General features: G+C 55.9%; 17 protein-coding genes. 13 read left to right on the top strand and 4 right to left on the bottom strand.

Annotated elements, in window-relative coordinates:
• Positions 1 to 192 precede the first annotated feature (192 nt).
• Both NTX71_12620 and NTX71_12615 read left to right on the top strand, forming a co-directional pair.
• On the top strand, positions 193 to 723 hold the full coding sequence (locus NTX71_12620) for a hypothetical protein (protein ID MCX6340736.1): 531 nt from the start codon (positions 193 to 195) through the stop codon (positions 721 to 723).
• Positions 720 to 1,364: a lysophospholipid acyltransferase family protein gene (locus tag NTX71_12615; GenBank protein ID MCX6340735.1), complete on the top strand. Its 645-nt coding sequence runs from the start codon at positions 720 to 722 to the stop codon at positions 1,362 to 1,364. The genes NTX71_12620 and NTX71_12615 overlap by 4 nt, the downstream gene beginning before the upstream one ends.
• A 330-nt stretch (positions 1,365 to 1,694) precedes the next feature.
• Here NTX71_12615 and NTX71_12610 read toward each other — a convergent pair whose 3' ends face one another.
• Positions 1,695 to 3,881 carry a DEAD/DEAH box helicase gene (locus NTX71_12610; GenBank protein MCX6340734.1) on the bottom strand — a complete coding sequence of 729 codons (2,187 nt, stop codon included), beginning with the start codon at positions 3,879 to 3,881 and terminating at the stop codon, positions 1,695 to 1,697.
• Positions 3,882 to 4,263: 382 nt separating this feature from the next.
• Here NTX71_12610 and NTX71_12605 point away from each other — a divergent pair, with 382 nt between their 5' ends.
• Complete coding sequence (locus tag NTX71_12605; GenBank protein MCX6340733.1) at positions 4,264 to 4,554, top strand: hypothetical protein; 291 nt, start codon at positions 4,264 to 4,266, stop codon at positions 4,552 to 4,554.
• On the opposite strand, the gene mobB is transcribed toward NTX71_12605, so the two are convergent.
• Both mobB and NTX71_12595 read right to left on the bottom strand, forming a co-directional pair.
• Positions 4,538 to 5,050, bottom strand: coding sequence for a molybdopterin-guanine dinucleotide biosynthesis protein B (mobB, locus tag NTX71_12600; protein MCX6340732.1), 513 nt, complete (start codon positions 5,048 to 5,050; stop codon positions 4,538 to 4,540). The genes NTX71_12605 and mobB overlap by 17 nt on opposite strands.
• Positions 5,031 to 5,423, bottom strand: coding sequence for a zinc ribbon domain-containing protein (locus NTX71_12595; GenBank protein MCX6340731.1), 393 nt, complete (start codon positions 5,421 to 5,423; stop codon positions 5,031 to 5,033). Before NTX71_12595 ends, mobB begins: the two co-directional genes overlap by 20 nt.
• A 181-nt stretch (positions 5,424 to 5,604) precedes the next feature.
• Between NTX71_12595 and NTX71_12590 the strand changes: the two genes are divergently transcribed.
• From NTX71_12590 to NTX71_12575, 4 genes are all read left to right on the top strand, one after another.
• Positions 5,605 to 6,597, top strand: coding sequence for a hypothetical protein (locus NTX71_12590; protein ID MCX6340730.1), 993 nt, complete (start codon positions 5,605 to 5,607; stop codon positions 6,595 to 6,597).
• Between the two features lie 428 nt (positions 6,598 to 7,025).
• Positions 7,026 to 8,378, top strand: a complete 1,353-nt coding sequence (locus tag NTX71_12585) for a glycosyltransferase family 39 protein (GenBank protein MCX6340729.1) — start codon at positions 7,026 to 7,028, stop codon at positions 8,376 to 8,378.
• Positions 8,379 to 8,384: 6 nt separating this feature from the next.
• Complete coding sequence (locus NTX71_12580) at positions 8,385 to 9,827, top strand: glycosyltransferase family 2 protein (GenBank protein MCX6340728.1); 1,443 nt, start codon at positions 8,385 to 8,387, stop codon at positions 9,825 to 9,827.
• A complete protein-coding gene (locus NTX71_12575; GenBank protein ID MCX6340727.1) occupies positions 9,824 to 11,491 on the top strand; it encodes a glycosyltransferase family 4 protein in 1,668 nt (555 codons plus the stop codon). The genes NTX71_12580 and NTX71_12575 overlap by 4 nt, the downstream gene beginning before the upstream one ends.
• A gap of 96 nt (positions 11,492 to 11,587) precedes the next feature.
• Here NTX71_12575 and NTX71_12570 read toward each other — a convergent pair whose 3' ends face one another.
• Complete coding sequence (locus NTX71_12570; protein ID MCX6340726.1) at positions 11,588 to 12,529, bottom strand: TIGR01212 family radical SAM protein; 942 nt, start codon at positions 12,527 to 12,529, stop codon at positions 11,588 to 11,590.
• 85 nt (positions 12,530 to 12,614) lie between these two features.
• Here NTX71_12570 and NTX71_12565 point away from each other — a divergent pair, with 85 nt between their 5' ends.
• The 6 genes from NTX71_12565 to NTX71_12540 all read left to right on the top strand — a co-directional run bounded on the left by NTX71_12565 (position 12,615) and on the right by NTX71_12540 (position 17,676).
• On the top strand, positions 12,615 to 13,634 hold the full coding sequence (locus tag NTX71_12565; GenBank protein ID MCX6340725.1) for a CvpA family protein: 1,020 nt from the start codon (positions 12,615 to 12,617) through the stop codon (positions 13,632 to 13,634).
• 164 nt (positions 13,635 to 13,798) lie between these two features.
• A complete protein-coding gene (locus tag NTX71_12560) occupies positions 13,799 to 14,593 on the top strand; it encodes an ABC transporter permease (protein ID MCX6340724.1) in 795 nt (264 codons plus the stop codon).
• A 112-nt stretch (positions 14,594 to 14,705) separates the two neighbouring features.
• Positions 14,706 to 15,974 carry an ABC transporter ATP-binding protein gene (locus NTX71_12555; GenBank protein ID MCX6340723.1) on the top strand — a complete coding sequence of 423 codons (1,269 nt, stop codon included), beginning with the start codon at positions 14,706 to 14,708 and terminating at the stop codon, positions 15,972 to 15,974.
• A gap of 14 nt (positions 15,975 to 15,988) precedes the next feature.
• The gene (locus NTX71_12550; protein ID MCX6340722.1) at positions 15,989 to 17,011 is read left to right on the top strand and encodes an NAD-dependent epimerase/dehydratase family protein; all 1,023 of its coding nucleotides are present in this window, start codon (positions 15,989 to 15,991) and stop codon (positions 17,009 to 17,011) included.
• Positions 17,012 to 17,075: 64 nt separating this feature from the next.
• On the top strand, positions 17,076 to 17,393 hold the full coding sequence (locus NTX71_12545) for a nucleotidyltransferase domain-containing protein (GenBank protein ID MCX6340721.1): 318 nt from the start codon (positions 17,076 to 17,078) through the stop codon (positions 17,391 to 17,393).
• Positions 17,377 to 17,676, top strand: coding sequence for a HEPN domain-containing protein (locus NTX71_12540; GenBank protein MCX6340720.1), 300 nt, complete (start codon positions 17,377 to 17,379; stop codon positions 17,674 to 17,676). Before NTX71_12545 ends, NTX71_12540 begins: the two co-directional genes overlap by 17 nt.
• Positions 17,677 to 17,797: the final 121 nt, after the last annotated feature.

Genomic DNA, 17,797 nt, shown 5'->3' with positions numbered 1-17,797 from the left:
TTGACATGATAAATCTCCTTTCTTAAACCGGTTTAAGAAAGGAAAGTATATAAAATACCCAATTATTTATCTAACAAAGGGTTATGCAATATTTACCAACACGAATACCAACAATCTATGAGTATTTCACCCGCAATGACATGTCAAATATTTTATGCTCCCCGTAATAACTTTTTGAGTAATGGGACTAGTATGAAAGTTGCGGTGATCGGTCCATCCAACATCGAACGGGTCGCCGGGGCTGCAGGCGTCAGCGCGGCGCTCATACGGGAAAAGGCCGCGGAGGCCGGGCGGCTCCTCGCGGCGGCGGGGCTCGAGCTCGTCGTGGTCCCCGACCAGGGCGTGCCGGTCATTGCCGCAGAGGCCTACCGGGCGGCGCATGGCCGGAGGCTGCTCGGTCTGATCCCCACCTCGGGCTCTTCAGCGAAGGGGGCGACGAGCCGGGTGCAGCGGAACAGCCGCCTCTGTGATGAGACCCACACGGACCTCACCTGGCTCGAGCAGCACGCCCGCATTGCCGAACTCGCGGACGCGATGATCTGCGTGGGCGTAAGCTGTGGCACCATTTGCGAGATCGCATGGACGAAGTGGATGAAGAAAATTCCGGTTTTTGTCCTCAGGGGGCTCAACAGCGGGATCCCCCCCGAGATTGAGGCGGAGACCGATGTGCGGTACGTCAAGAATCTCGACGAGGTATTCCGCGCACTGGAGAAGTTGCGGTGAAGTTCAGTCAGGCATTTTACGACCGGGCATATACCGTTTTTTGGAAGATATACCGGGTTCTTTTCAAAATTCCTTTCCGTTGGGAAGTGCACGGCCTGGAGAACGTCCCCCGCACCGGCGGGGCTATTCTGGCCGTCAACCACGCGAGCGCCCTTGACCCCTTCCTGTGCGGCATGGGGCTGCACCGGAAGATCTGGTACCTGGGGCGTTCGAGCCTCGTAAAGAACAGGCTGGTTGATTTCATCATGGCCTGCCAGCATTTCGTCCCCATCACGCGCGGTTTCCCTGACATTGCGGCGGTCAGAAGGATTATCGAGCTGATCCAGACCGGCGAGATTGTGCTCATGTTCCCCGAGGGCACGCGGAGCCTCGACGGCGCGCTCGGGCCCGGGAGAGAAGGAATTGGTATGTTTGTATCCCACGCGCAGGCGGATGTGATCCCCTGCTACATTTCGGGCGCCTGGCAGGCGCTCCCGAAGGGCGCAGTGATCCCCCGACCACGGAAAATCAGGATCGCCTATGGGCCCCTGATCACGTACGAGGAGTTCAGGGACTGTCCCGGCAATAGAGAGGGGTACAGGCGGATCAGCGAGAAGATCATGGAGCGCATCGCCGACCTGAAGAAGCAGATGGAGGGATGATTATTTACCACGGAGCCACGGAGGACACGAAGGCCCTTACAACAGCAACAACAGTTTCTCGTTTTTGGTTTCTAGAAGAAGTGACAATCCGTGTTTATCTGTGTCTATCCGTGTTCATCTGTGGTTACAATTAATCCGTGGTTTATCCCAAATTTATTTTTCTCCGTGTCCTCCGTGTGCTCCGTGGTGAAACAGATAAGCTATTTTTCAGTGTTCTCAGTGCATTCAGTGGTTATTCCTTTAACAATCCGCTCAATCCGCCTCATCCGCGGTTAATACCGATAACAATCTTCTCCGTGATCTCCGTGCCTCCGTGGTGAAACAGAGAAGCTATTTCACTTGTTTTTTGATGCTCTCCGCGATCTGGCGGCCGATGGTGGGGACGGCGCTCAGTTCCTTGACGCTCGCCTTTCGGATCTCATCCAGAGCCCTGTAGCCGTGGCGGAACAGGTTTCTCGCCCGCACGCGGCCGATACCCTTCAGGCTCACGAGCTCGAGGAGCTCTCTCCTGATGCCATAGCGCACGCGGCGCCTGAGTTCTTTAAGCGCCGGATGAGCGCCCGTGATCTCGAGCAGACTGGCGATTCTCTCGGCCGAGTAGAGGAGCCAGTCGGCGCTTTCGACCAGCCTCCTGATGTCGCCAGGACCGATCCTGAACTTCTCGCAGATGAATTCCTCCTCTTTTTCTTCAATCCATGCGCCGATCAGGTGTGACGTGTGTATCGCTTGCAGGAACCGGCGCTCCTCTGCCTCGTCCGCATCTTCAGGGCACTGTATGAGGAATCTGTTTCGCGCGGCGAACGCCTCGTTAATCAACTTCTCGTAGTCGGCCTTGCCAATGCTGAGGAGTCCCATGTCGGGGCAGCAGCAGACGAGGTGCAGGAGGCATTGCTCGGAGGGAGCGCGCTCGCCGAGCGCCTGAAGCCCTCTTTTTATGGTGAGGCCTGAGAGGGGATCGAGATAGAGCTGGGACACGATCGTCCCGAACGCGGTGGGGGAAAGGATTGTCGAGGTGGTGAGGCGAAAATCGGGATCGCCAGATCCGCGGGCGAAGATCAGACCTTCGTTGAGGAGAAACTGGATGATCTGTTCCACCTTCCAGGAGAGCGCACCCACCTCTTCCTGCAGGGCGAAGAAGGTGAGTGAGAGAAAGTCCATGATCTCCTCGTGCGAGGCGGTGTATCCGGAGGCGATTGACGCGAGGAGATGGGAGGAGAGCGCCCCGCCCGCGCCGAGCTGCGATCGAAGCGGTTCGGTGTCGGCGGAGACGTAGCGCTCGAACAGGATCTCTCGGTCACGCTCCTCCTTCGCGATGAGTATCGCCTCTCCCTGTGAATCGTACCCAGGGCGCCCCGCCCTCCCCGCGAACTGTTTATACTCGAACACCGGGATCGCCTTCATGCCGCGCCCCATCTCGTAGCGGCACCAGTCACGGATCACCACCCGGCGGGCGGGGAGGTTCACGCCGGCGGCGAGCGTCGGCGTCGCGCAGATCACCTTTATCAGATTTCCGCGAAACGCGTCCTCCACCAGCCGGCGCTGTTCATGGTGGAGGCCGGCGTGGTGGAAGGCAACGCCGCTGCGGATGGATTCCGCCAGGGCCGTGCAGAGATGCGTCTGCTCCGAGAGGGCCCCGGCCGCCCGTTCGGCGACATCGCCGAGGAGGGCTTTTTGCTGAGGCGTGAGCCTCTGCCGCACGTGCGGCGCGAGAGACCGAGCCACGGCGTGAGTGGAGCGCCGGGAGCTGACGAATACCAGCGCCTGTCCGCCCTCATCGACGGTGTCGTTGACGAGCGCCTCCACGGGGTGCCCGCCCGCCGCGACCAGCGATCGGGTGGTGAAATCGGAATACAAGATTGTATTCCCGGAGTAGACGCCCTCGATGAGCGGGACGGGACGCCACTCGCTCGATATGAGCGTCGCATCGAGCCACCGCGCGATCTCGGCGCCGTTGCGTATGGTCGCGCTGAGGGCGAGGATCTGGAGTCCCGGGTTGACCTGGCGAAGCCGCGCGGCGATGATCTCGATGGTGGGGCCGCGCTCGGCATCGTGTATGTAGTGGATCTCATCGAGCACGGCCACGGAGAGCGATTCGGAAAGCCAGTGCGTCTTCTGTCGGAGGAGGGAATCGACTTTCTCGGAGGTGGCGATCAGGATCTGGTGCCTGGCGAGCTTGCTTCCCGGCATGTCGTATTCGCCCGTCGCCAGTCCCACGGAGATCCCCAGGGGCGCGTACCTCTTTTTGAAATCCTCGTACTTCTCTGAGGCGAGCGCCCGGAGCGGAACCACGTAGATGCAGCGGGCGTTCTCGCGGAGGATGCGCGTCACCATGCAGATTTCGGCGACGAGCGTTTTCCCTGCGGCGGTGGGAATGGCAAGAACGAGATTTTTCCCCTCGAGGAGGCCCGATCTGAGAGCCTCTTCCTGGGGGGGATAGAGCGACCCATACCCGCTGTCTCTCAGCACGTCGATGAGCGCGGCGGGGATTTTGTATTTTTCACCAAGTTTTGAAATCATCGCGGGAGAATCTCTCCGATCATGCAGGATCTTTGCAGAGGGTATGGATCACTGCCTTATGAGGGCTCTGTATCTGTAAACATTACACGTTGGACATTGGGCTGCAGTTTCGCTCCATAGTGACTCTGCTGTCTGCGTGTATGCTATCAAATGGAGCACGCCGTCGCCATTATTCTGAGCATGATATTCTGAGCATGATGAGGGTGAGCCATTGTCCGCAGCGGTGAGAGATGGCTCATATCACTTTGATGGAGAGGAGATTATAGCCTCCACGCAGTACTAGGAAGAAAGTCATGGAGAGAATTGCATTGCTGGCACCGGATTTGCTATAAACCCAGGTGTAGGTTGTGATGAGAGGGTGTTTCAAGAGAGGAGGTTCGAGATGAAGAGGCTTGTGAGCGTTGCGCTGCTCATCGCACTGGTGGTGATGGTCGCATCGGTCGCCATGGCGGATGACAGGGTGAAGGTCAAGAGCAAATATTACACGCCCTACGGCAAGGTGAAGGAGTATCGTTACCCCTATCACTACTATTATCCCTACTATCCACCGCCCTCCGGCTACTATTACCCGCCCACCTACTACTACGATCCCTATAATCCTTCCTACCCGCCTCCGGCATACTACCCGCCCTATCCCTACTACGGCAGATACAAGGTCAAGATAGAGGATTGAAAGAGGTGATAAAGTCCGCGAGTGCGGCGATATCGGCAGGCGAGAAGAGGGGGACGTGATGAACGGTCCCCCTCTTTCCTATTTCGGCGACAATATTTTTAATGCCGTGCGGGGGCGTGCGTGTATCTGATACGAGGACCTTGGGGAGGGACGATTCCTTCCACCCCTCGACGAGGACGATATCCGCGTTCTTGAAAAACATTGCCGCCGCCCGCGCGGGAGAAAGCTTTTCCCCATGGTCGGAGATCAGTCCGAGTGATGCGGGGGATATGAGCAGGACGGTTCTGGCGCCGGCCTTTTTGAACCTGGCGCTGTCTTTCCCCGCAGGGTCGAGCGTGAAGCCGGCGCGGCTGTGCTTGATGGCTCCGACACGGAAGCCCCGCTTCTCAAGCTCCCGGATGAGCTTTACTATGATGGTGGTTTTACCCGCGCCCGACGGCCCAACAAATGAGATTAGAAAGGGAAGGCCCCGTCGCTTACGCCTCGTAGAGCTCACCGGAATCGTCCTTTGTGTAGCCGCCCTCCCCCATGGAACGCTCAATCTCTTCGGGACTCTCTCCCGTCTCGAGGCGATCCGCCATGTCGTTCATCTCCTCTGGCATCTCCTCGCCGATCTCCCTCCCCATCTTCTTCATCCATCTCGCGAGAGATCGCGGGTCCTTCTCATCGAGGCCGGCGAGGGATGACGGGTCCGCGAGCTTTTCCATGCGGGCATCGTCGCTCCGACCGATGCGGAACGACGAGACCCTGCGCTTCATCCCTCCCTTCCCGCACCGCGGGCACTTCGGCGCTTTGTGGGAAGAGACGTTCCTTACGAGGAAGTTGAAGACCTTCCGGCACCTGTCGCACGCGTACTCGTATATCGGCATAGATTTATTATAGCCGAAATCACTATTGGTGTTCAATACAGTCGAGAATATGTATAATATGCAAATTGTAGAAACTTCCGTGGAGGCCAGTGCGCAGTCTCCGAACCGTTTTTTACGGGGTTGGATTGTAATAGACATGCAGGGGACTGGAAGGGGGGCTATGTTCAATAGCAGATTGCCTGTGGTATTGCTGATTATATGCGCCGTTCTTCTCAGCGGGTTCACCGTGTATATCCAAGCGCGCGCGATGGGGCTTGCCTATATCGAGCAGGGAAACCAGTTAAAACGGCATCTTGCCATGATCCATGGTGTTGCAGGAAGCCCCTGGCAGTATCGGGTGCTGACGACGTATCTTGTAGAAATATTTTCCTTTATCACGCATACACTTAAATTCCCTCATCCCCTGGCAACAGCGTTTATCTCTTTTCGCATTATCCAGAACATCCTTATTTTTTTGGTTGCGGCGGCCTACTACAGGCGACTCGGACTTAACCTGTATGCCATCATTGTGGGGCTTTCCATGCTTGCGTGGGGTATGACATATAGCCTTTATGACTGCGATTTTGAGTTTAACACCTACGCGGACATACTGTTCTATTTGACTGCGGGATTGACTATTTTGATGGCGAAGTATATCTGGATACTCCCCATCTCCGTACTGGCGGCCTTCAATCGGGAAACAGGCCTCCTCATACCCTTCATGTTGATTGCCGTGTGCCGGACGCATGATGCCGAGATGCGCTGGAGGAATCTTGTCACGGGTTTCCTCTCTATCGCTGTATTCGTGCTTATCCTATTGGGACTGCGGTATGCCTACGCCCCTCAGGAGATGCTCGATTGTTACGGCCATAAGCCGGGCCTTGACACGATCAAATGGAACTTCTTCCGGGTAATTTCATGGGTGCAGATGTTCGGAACCATGGGAATATTGCCGTTCCTGGCCATCTTTTCCATTGGTATGTGGCCGGCTGTTCTGCGGAGATTTTTCTGGGCGATTGTGCCGTTGTGGTTTGGGGTTCATTTTGGTTGGGCCGTTCCATGGGCCGAGTCGAGATATTTCCTTGTCCCCCAGTCACTGATATTCATTCCGGGTGTGATGATCGCCGTGGTGCAATCGGGCATGGTGCGCATCGGCGGCCAGCAGGGAGAGGTAGTATCTCGTAAACAGGCGTGAAGGATTATAAACCACCTCACGAAGATTGTCCCCCCGACGATTGCCCTTGTTATGCTGATACGATCGGTATCCCTCGCATATATTGATCTGAACTTCGGCCAGCCTTTTTTCTCTCGATCTGTACGACTGGATTACCAATGGAATACATTGAGAAGAGTATAACGTAAAGTAATCATACCGGCCACAGGCGCTCCCGCTGATTATTGCAGGGCTGGATACTATGGAAATTCTCAACTGGCTTCCTAAAGAGAGGATATTGTCGCATTTTCTGAGGGGTAGATTTAAGGAATCAGTTATGGGGAATATGGCACCATTGAGGGTGCTCTACGACAGTGGATAACTCAAGCTGCCCACCCGAAACCGGGGAATTGCGGGTAGATTAAATTTTATATTTTCACTTTGCGGCATCTGTAGTAGCCTTGAGCGCTATGTACTCTATCCGAGACTGTTTTCCCCCGCTCATTATAGCAATCCTTACAATCTGGATCAGGATCCAGTATCTCCTCCATTCATCGTACCTCCCGAATGATATCGAGCATCTCAGATGCCGCTGGCCCGATGAGGGTACCTATTTCAACCATGTGCAGGCGATTCAATCTCACGGGGTGAAGGCTTATCTTGTGAGCCCGCTCTCCTTCAACCTCCTCCCGGGCAATCCGCTTTACCTGGCGGGCCTCTACGAGCTATGCGGCAGGCGCATATTTCGAATGCGACTGTGCAATATCCTGCTGAGCACCGTCACACTGCTCCTTGTATATGCCATCGGCAAAAAGATATTCGGGCGTGCGGCCGGGGTCTGCGCGGCGCTGCTCTGCACTGTGTGTGACGGCCTTATAGTGCTGTCGCCGACGATATTGACCGAGCCGCTCTACTTTTTTGCCTTCATCGCGGCGCTGTATTTCCTCGTGGAGCTTATGGACCCGCGGCCGGGGGCAGGATACCTCCGGCAATCCATCTGCGCGGGGATCTTCCTCGGCACCGGGGGATTGACCCGGCCGATCCTCGCCGCGCTGCCGGTCGCCATCATCCTCGCCTGCATTCTGGTTGATGCGGGTAGAATCATTGTCTGCCGATGCGCGGGTTTCCATTACACGCGGCGATTGCTTCCCGCTTGTATCATCGCCATCGCGCTGGTTATCCCCGTGCCTCTGAAGAACAGGGTGTGCTTCGGAGAGTGCTCCCTTTTCTCGAAGGAATACAGCGGTGTCGGGTTCTGGCTCGGCTCACGCCCCGACACCGAGGGCGATGAGCCTCCGTACCGTGGATTGCCGTACGGCGATCACGAACTCCGGGCGCAGGGGAGGGATTTTACCCGCGTGGCGTTTCAGAATATCAAGGAGCACCCCGGCGGATACATTTTCTGGAACATCAAGAAAATCGGCCGGTTGACGGTGGGGAGCAACCTCGCATGGTTCTTCCCCCATAAGTCGTTCAGTGAATGGCACAGGGCGAACCACCCCGGCGTGAAGAAAACACTCATCATATTGTTAAATGTAGCTCTCTCGGCCACGGTTCTGGCGTACGGCACCCTGGGGGGAATCCACTTTGCGCGCGACGACAGGGCCCTATTTCTTTTCGGCATCGCGCTTTTTGTGATTGTGGGTACGATCCCCTTCCTGGTCAACCAACGGTACGGCTATCCTGTCTATCTGGTCAATGCGGTGCTTGCATCCGCAATGATGCTGCATCTGTTCCGGGAGATGCGGTCGCACCCGGTGCGCTGCATTATCCCCATGGCCTTGGTTTTTGCGATCGTCGCATATGTGGCAAGCGGGGTTTAGATCCCTATGGACAGCGGGGGCAAAAATAAAATCGCGGTCTTTACTTTGCGCGCGGAAACAGCCTCCATATGCGGCATCCGGCACGTGCTTGTAGAATCATCGCGCGGGGACCTCTTCTGGGTTGACGACCTGTTCCTGGATCTGTTGCGAGGGGCCCACTCTCGGTTGGACGCCGAAGCCCTCGCTTCACGATTCGGCGTTGGTGTGGAGGCGGTCCGGGCTGGCGCTGCAGCTGTCGAAAATTTATTTTTCGGCGATCAGGGTATGAAGTATTTTTCCACGGCAGGAGAGGAGTACCTGCATCCCCGCCATAACCCGCTCATATCCATCGTCATCGTGAACTGGAACGGCGAGCAGCACCTCGGGGAACTCCTAGAATCCATCCGCGCGCAGAGCTACAGGCATTATGAAATAATCGTTTTGGATAACGGGTCTACAGACAACTCTCTCGGCCTTTTGGACTCGTTCAAGGATGTCAGGGTGCTGCGGCAGGAAGGGAATGTCGGATTCTGCAGGGGGAACAACCTGGGGATACGCGCGGCGAACGGAGAGATACTTCTCCTGCTGAACAACGACACGGTGTTGGACAACCGCTGCCTGGAACACGCGGTCAACTGCTTCGCGGAGGCGCCCGAGGATACGTTTGCCATCTTCCCCAAAATGCTTTTTTATCAGAACCCCATGATTATCAACTGCACGAAAACTCAGTGGCATTGTCTCCACCTGTGGCGGGATAATTCCGTGGGATTGCTGGATCTGCGCCGCGTTGAAAAGAGGGAACAGGTCTTCGGCGGGATTTTCGCGGGTGTGTTCATGCGGAAGGCGTTATTCGAGAAGCTCGGTTTGTTCGACGAGGCGTTTGTCACCTATGGCGAGGACTTCGACGTGTGCTACCGGGCGAATCTTGCCGGGTATAAGCTGTTCTCCGAACCAAGGAGTATAGTCTATCATAAATATCGCACCTCCTCACGGGAGGAGACGGATATATTCTTCACCCTGTACTATTTCTTGAGGAATTATCTGATCGTCATACTGAAGAATTACGAGCTGAAACATATCCCCGCCGCGGTAAGATATTTTCGGAAGGAGTTCTGGGGCCCGTGGGCGACGAGGGCAAGGCTCCAGGGTGATAGAGCGGTGAGGAAACTCCTGAGAAGGGTGATTAAAAGCCTGATGCTTCTAGCACCTCACATCGTCCGGGAGAGGGTCAGGCTCCGGCGCACGAGGAAGATTATGGATAAAGACCTGTGGGTATTCGACAACCTCGACCATTATAATATCTTCCACTACAATGGAAGGGTGGTGCTCAACGCGATCAACCTGGCAGCCTCGATCCATGGCAACGCGCGCTACACGGTTAATGGCAAAGAGCATCTGGTATTTGGTGGCAGCAGGTATATCCCGATGAGCGTGCAGCCGGTGGCGCCTTTGTGGTGCAAGAAAAAATGAGAGCAAACCCATTGACGATCGTCTATGTCCTCCCCTCAGTTGAGATTAGCGGGGGGACGTACGTCGCGTGGGAACACGCCATGCGATTGAGGAAGCGCGGACACGATGTCATGTTCGCGGTCCCGCACGATGCGGCGCCCCCCCTCTCATGGTTCCCTCACGGCGCCATCCCCCTCATCACGCTCCGGGACATCCCTGCCAATGTTGATGCGCTCATCGCGACGTGGTGGGAGACCGCATACCTCATCGCCCCCCTGCCCGCAAAAGCCAAGTTCTACCTTATCCAATCCGTCGAGTCTCGTTTCTATAGCCCCGGGCAGAAGGTGGAATCTTTCTTCTCTGCACTGAGTTACACATTCAACTATCACGTGATTACCGTGAGCCGGTGGCTCGCCGAATTCTTGAAGTGCCAGTACCATAGAGACGTGTGCCGTGTCCAAAACCAGCTCAACACGGACCTCTTCCGCCCCGTTGATCCTGCATCCCGGCAGCTGCCAGCGGGGTGGGGGTGCCAGGCGTTCCTCAGTCTCAGGGTGAGGTCGGCCTCCCCCACGGAGGCGCAGCTTTTCTGGGATACTGGCGATGGCTTTTCCGAGGAGCAGAGCCTGATGTTTGAAATAGCCGAGGACTGGGTTGACAAGGTCATCGCAATGGATGACCTGCCGCGAATAAGGAGGATAAGAATAGACCCGGGATCAGTTGCGGATAACACGGTAGAATTCTTTTCCATCAGCCTCGCGGTTGCCGGCGGCCCCGAGATCGACCTGTTGGCGAGTGCGTCCTGGAAGGAAAACCGGCACGTCAGAAAATTGTCGCGGGAGGGGAGCATACTGAGGGTCGCTTCATGCGGCAACGACCCTTGCATCGTCACTTCCCTAGGGAGGGCCATCTCCTCACCATCGCACGCGCGCGTGAGGGATGAGGGCACGCCGGGAGTGAGAATCCTCGTGGAGGGGCCGTTGGGGATAGAGTTCAAGGGGGTGGAGCGAGCCTTGCAAATTGCCCGGCAAACGGGGTGCGCGGTATGGCTGGTCGAGGGGAAGGCCCCCCATGCGATGGGGACCGGCTTCCTCGGGCACAGGGTATTTACCAGAGTCCCCATAGATAAAATGAGGTACATCTACTCGAACTGCGACATCTTGCTCAAATTGAGCAGGGTGGAGAGTTTCGCCTACCCGCCACTGGAGATGATGGCCTGCGGCGGAATTCCCGTTGTGGGTGATGTGGAAGGCATCCGTGAGTACATGGTGGACGGTTACAATGGATTCATCGTGGACCCCGACAATGAAGAACAGATCAGGAGCGTGCTCTCCCGGTTGATCGAGGACAGGGGATTGCGCGAGCGGATTTCGAGCGGGTGCAGGGACACCGTTGCCGCACACAGTGACTGGGAAGGGCAGATTGATATCCTGGAAAACTTTCTGCGAGAAAAGGTGACTACCCGCACCGGCGCGCCTGAAGACCATGGCACTACCTCACTGCCCACGCGAGAACTCATTGATGTCTATCTGAGCATAATGAAGGGTCGAGAGAGATCACATGCGCCAGAGGGGATGAGCCATGAACAGTCACAGGGCGGGGGACAGAAACACCGTTATGTGCCCTCGCTATGGGCTGGACTGAAATCGCACATTCCGTTCCTGGACAGGATTTCACGTCAATAACCCCTCAGGTGTATCCCCTGTATCCCTCCATCGCCACACCCGGCGAGGGATTCGCGAAAATACCGCCTCTGGCGGGGATGATTCGTTGCTGACCTGCTACGCCGGTGAGGCGCTGTTTTTCCCCTGCCATGAATCCCGTTTCTCAAGCTCACTGGTAATGGCGCGCAGCACTGCGTGTTTGTCAAGCGCCCAGAGGGGGGCAACCAGATTTTCGCGCGGGGCCTCGCCGGTGAGGCGCTGGATTACCACGGTGGGCGGCAGCAGCTCGAGAAAATCACACACGATCGCGACATACCCTTCCTGTGGGAGGAGTGCGATCTTATCCTCGCTGTAAAGCTTTTCAAGCGGGCTCCCTTTCAGGACGTGGAGGAGGTGGATTTTGACGCCATCAACGGGCAGGCGGGCTATGAATCGTGCGGTCTCGTTCATCATCCCGCCCGTCTCCCCTGGAAGGCCGAGGATGATGTGGGCACACACTTTTATGCCCCTCGCCGCGGTCCTGCTCACGGCATCTGAGAACTGCGCCACGGTGTGCCCCCTGTTGATCGCGCGGAGGGTTGAGTCGTGGGCGGATTGGAGACCGTACTCTATCCACGTGTCGAATCGGGTGACGAACGAAGCGATCAGGTCCAGCACCTCGTCGGGGACGCAGTCCGGCCGTGTGCCGATTGAGAGGCCGACCACGTCGGGTAGGTCTGTGGCCTCGGTGTAGAGCTGCTTCAGGTGATCCGTGGGCCCATAGGTATTCGTGAACGCCTGGAAATACGCGATGAACTTCGCGGCGCCATAGCGACGCCGCATTCCATCCATTCCGCTCAGCATCTGCTCCCTGACGGAAAGTCCCCGGTCCGCGCGCATGGCAGCAGACCCCCTGGAGTCGCAGTAGAGGCAGCCCCCGCGTGAAATGGTTCCGTCTCGGGTGGGGCAGGTGAAGCCGGCGTCGAGAGGGACGCGGTAGACGCGGCAGCCGAACCTCTGCCTCAGGTAGCTGGAAAAGCGGTGGTAACGGGTTTCCATCATGGCTATTGATGCAATCATTATAGCACGAGTGGGACGGTACTAATCCTCTGGACGGTCGGAGAATAGTTGTCATACAATAGCGCACAGATAGATAGAGGCGCGCATGGTAAGCTTGGATCTCGTCCTGGGTGTCGTTCTCCTCCTCTGTTTCATTCTCGGGGCGCTGCGGGGCTTTCTCCTCCAGGTAGTCGCGCTCGCCGCGCTGCTCATCGGCCTCGTTGTGGGATGGCTGGTCACGTTCCTCCTGGGCGTCCTCTTTCCATCAGGGATTCTCTCCGCGCCGTTTTCGATCGCCGTGATCGGGACTGTGGTTTTCATTTCCTTCTATGTCATCACCTGCCGGCTCGGCAAAAAGCTGATTCACGCGAAGGCGCTCGCATTCAGCAAGGGGGCAGCCGATAGGGTGATTGGGGGAATGTTTTCGCTTGTAAAGGGTATGATCATTATCCTGCTGGTCATCTGGTTTCTCGATTGCATCGAGGCAGAGTGGGGAGAGGTGCATCCGCGCGCCCGGGCGCTCTGGGGCGAATCGCGTGGTATCCTGTGGGCGCATCGCCACAACCCGATCGCCGGCCTCACACCGATGCGCCGGCTGGAGGGCCTTTTTGCCGCCGCGCGAGATCCGGCGGTGAGGAACAGACTCCATGGACAGCCCGCGTATGCGAGGATGGTGGAGAACGCGCACTACCGGGCGGTCAGAGACGAAGGCGGGATTATAGACGCACTGAGCCGAAGGGATTGGATCAGCGTACTCAGTAATAACCGGGTGAAGGCGCTCCTTGCCGACGAAGCTTTCTGGCGTGACTTTTCTTCCGTCAGGTGGGAGATGACTCTCGAGAAGGGGCGACCGCCGGCGGAAATTCACCGGAGTGGTTTCATGCAGCCTCCCACTCCCGTTCCGATGCCCCCCGAATTGCCTATCGAGAGCCGGCTGAAGGTAGAGGCGCCGGTCATTTCACACGTCTTTCTGAAAACCGGGGCGGTGATAGAGGGGGCGATCACAAAGGAGAATCCCGAGGGAATCACGGTAGGTGTATTTGTGAGTGGCGGCGTGATCACAATGGATGTCCCCAGGCGTGAAATAGAGCGCATAGAGGGCGCTGATTCCAGTCATACCCCATGACCCGGCTCACGGAAAACCCTGGTCTCCGGCTGAGGATTGCGAAATTTGGTTTGTCCCACCTCGTCATCCTTGCCACGTCATCCTTGCCTTCTTGACAAAGTCCCCTCGGTGTGACACACTCTCCCCATTCTCAAAGAGGAACTATCCCCAGAGGATAACGAACAATGTTGCGAGGACGAGCGAGATATTTTGAGCTTGTCAAGGTTCTTGGCCTGACCGACTTCAAGCTGCGCTTCAGCACGTCCGTTCTCGGCTATATCTGGTCTATCTTAAAGCCGCTGGGAATCTTCTTTGTCCTTTATATCGTGTTCGGCTATTTTATTTTCCGCGGCGCGGACCCCCGCTATAAGGACAAACTCCTCCTGGGCATTTTTCTCTGGAGCTATTTCGCAGAGGCCAGCACCGCCGGAATACAGTCGCTGCTCGGCAAGTCCCATATCATAGGCAAGATCTATTTTCCCCGCTCCATAGCTGTGCTCGGAACCTCCCTCAACTATATTCTCACCTTTCTGATCAACATGGGGATTGTCATCGTTTTTTTTCTGATTGACGGTGTCGGTTTCAACCGCTACTCGTTCCTGTTCCTGCTGTATATCGTGGAACTATATATGATAGTCCTGGGACTCTCCTTTCTCCTGAGCGTAGCGTACCTCAGATTCCGGGACATTGTGGAGATATGGACAATTCTTATCACCGCGGGATTCTACGCGACGCCCATTATCTATCCCATTGAAATGGTGCCGGCAAGATTCCACAAGCTTCTTTTCCTCAATCCGATAACGTTTATTGTCGAGTATTCAAAAAGGGTCATGGTCGAGGGGCGCATCCTTGACGCGAACTACAGCGCAAAAACTTTTATCATCGGCAACTGTGTTATTTTTTCGGAGAGCCTGTTGCTGCTTGTGATCGGATTTCTGATGTTCCGCCGGAGTGCGCCGCGTGCGGCTGAGTACCTATAAAAAGCTTTCACCACGGAGGCACGGAGAAAGCGTTATAGCGATTAACTGCAGATTGCGCGTATTTTTTCACAGTATTCTTTAAACCTTACACTTTCAACTTTGGGCTGTAGTTATGATCCGGGTGCATGATATTTCCAAAACCTTTTTGATTCCGCACGAGAAGAAGATGACCCTGCGGGAGCACGTGCTCGGTTTTCTTCTGGGAAGGACCACCAACTTCAAGCCGCTCAGGGCGCTGCGCGGGGTCAGCTTCGATGTCCACAAGGGTGAGTTCTTCAGCATCATCGGAAAGAACGGGAGCGGCAAGTCCACCCTTCTCAAGATCATGTCCAGCATTTACGCCCCCGATACGGGAGGGATCACGCTCGACGGGACCGTCTCGCCGTTCCTGGAACTCGGGATAGGGTTCAACCCGGATCTGACCGCGAAGGAAAACGTCTTCCTGAGCGCCGCGGTGCTCGGACTGCGCAGGAAAGAGGTGGCGGCGCTCTATGACGATATCATTGGCTTTGCCGAGATGGAGCGTTTCCAGGAACAGGCGCTCAAGAACTTTTCGTCGGGGATGAAGGTTCGGCTTGCATTTTCTGTGGCGTTCATGGTGAACGCTGACATCCTGCTGATCGACGAGGTGCTCGCCGTGGGCGACGCGAGTTTCCAGCAGAAGTGCTACGACGTCTTCAGGCGGCTCAAGGGGGAGGGGAAGACGATTATATTTGTCAGCCACAGTATGGGCGACGTGAAGGAGTTTTCTGACCGGGTGATGCTGCTCCACGAGGGGCAGGCGGTGAGCATCGGCGATCCCGAAAAGGTGATCCATGATTACCAGTTGCTCACGGCGCACGAGGATGAGAAACGGCGCGCGGCCGAGGAAGCGTTGAAGCAGAAGAAGACGGTGGAGGTGAGAAAGGATTTTGTGCCGGCGGGAGATGAGAAGCGCTGGGGAAGCGGCCGGGCGCGGGTGACCGGCGTCACCTTTTCAGACGCCGGCGGCGGGGACAAGTATGTTTTCGCGACGGGAGAGCAGGTACGGATGAGGGTTGCCTTCCGCAAAGAGGATGCCGCGTGTAAATCGCTCAAGATTCGCGTCGCGATACACCGGGCAGACGGCGTCAATGTGATGGAGACGCATTCCGGGCTCATTCCATTGAACGCCGTGGAGCAGGCTTCCGAGACCGCGGTTGAGCTTATATTCCCGGCCATCGAGCTGCTTGCCGGAATCTACTATGTTGACGTGGGGCTTATGCCGAAGGATTTGGAGGAAGGGCCGTACGATTTCCTGAAGAATTGCGCGTCTGTTCGAATATTTCAGGACAGTGAGAGCCGGTATGCGCAATGCGGCGGCATCAGCTACATCGGCCACCGGTGGGGAAAACCGATCTGAATGCGAGAGGATCAATGATGAAGGTATTCGTGACAGGAGGCGCGGGGTTTATCGGGAGCAACCTCTGCGGCTTTCTCCTTGAGCGGGGCCATGGGGTTACGGCGTACGACAATCTCCTTCTCGGGCGGAGAGAGTTTTTAAAAGATTACAAAGGGAACCCGCGGTTCGTTTTTATAAAGGCCGACCTTCTGGATAGGAAGTTGCTCTTCAGGGAAATCGCCGGGCACGACTGCGTCTTCCACATGGCCGCAAATTCCGATATCGGGCGCGGAGCGGAACATACCGACCTCGATCTCAATCTCGGGACAGTCGCCACCTACAACGTGCTGGAGGGAATGAGATTGGCGGGGATCAGGGAGATTGTGTTCGCGTCCACGTCAGCCATGTACGGAGACAGACCGCGGATCATGCCCACGCCCGAGGATTACGGGCCGCTCTTCCCGATCTCTTTTTACGGGGCGAGCAAGCTCGCCTGCGAGGCCCTGATCAGCGCATTTGCACACAACTACGGCATCAGGGCCTGGATCTACCGCTTCGCCAACATCATCGGCCGCAATGGAACGCACGGCGCGGCCTTTGACTTTGTTACCCGACTGATCAAAGACCCGTCGCAGCTGAAAATCCTCGGGGACGGCAGACAGGCCAAGCCATACCTGCATGTTTCCGACTGCATCGAGGGGATGTGGTTCGGATACACAAATGCCCGTGAAGCGCTCAACTATTTTAATCTGGCCGTCGAGGGGGCAACATCGGTACGGAGGATTGCCGAGCGGGTGATACAAGGAATGGGACTCACGCGGGTGAAGATTAAGTATACGGGTGGAGAGAGGGGATGGCCAGGAGATGTCCCTCAGGTCCGGCTGAATGGAGAAAAACTGGCCGGCCTAGGCTGGAAGGCGGGCCGCACGTCTGATGCAGCGGTGGCATTGGGAGTGAAGGAGCTGGTGGGGCAGTATTACAGGAAATCCCAAGTCCCCCGCCCGCTTTGCCCTGGAGAGAGCGATTGCGGGCAGGCAAATCCCAGATTTCAGGATTAGTGGTTTGCAGCTCTATGGAACTGATAATGTGCTAGAATACCTTATATCAGAGGGGGTGTGAAATATGGCTCACAAAATAGTTGTGGAAATTACTGATGTGATAAAAAAGCATTTCCAGCCTCAAAAGATTATTCTATTCGGCTCATATGCATGGGGCAAGCCAACTCCCGACAGCGATATCGATTTGTTCCTTATAATGAACTCCAAATTGCGAAGGGATGATAGGTCGGTCCAGATATCCGATCTCTTTCCCAAACGCAGGTTCCCCATGGATATTCTTGTGTATACGCCAGAGGAGGTTGAGAGGAGCTTGGAGAGAGGCAATCCTTTTACAAAGGAAATTCTGTCCAAGGGCAAAGTATTGTATGAGAAAAAACTCTAAGAACTTCCAGGACTGGCTGCTTAAGGCGGAGCACGATCTTAAGGCCGCAGAGGGGATAGTGGGATACTATGAGGAGCCTCCAACCGATATGGTTTGTTATCATTGCCATCAGGTTGCCGAGAAGGCATTGAAGGCATTTCTTGTGTCCAGAGGGAAAGAACTCCCCAGGATACACGACCTTGTTGCGCTTTTGAGTTTATGTATTGAAGAAGATAGCAGTCTCGAAATGATGAGAAACGAATTGAGGGTATTAAATAAATATTTTAGGCTCAAAGCACGATAGTATGGGTTAAACCGGATAAAAAAAGCATCTGATGCGGTAAAATACCCTCTTTGTGATTCAGGCAAGGAGGACGCATCAGATGCAACAAGATTATCTCACTTGGCTTTTGGAATTTCAAGGA

The organism is Candidatus Auribacterota bacterium (assembly GCA_026392035.1).
In the GTDB taxonomy this organism is placed as follows: Bacteria; Auribacterota; Tritonobacteria; order UBA1439; family UBA1439; genus JAPLCX01.
The sequence above is the reverse complement of the archived record's forward strand: the minus strand, read 5'-3'. Positions and strand labels throughout refer to the sequence as shown.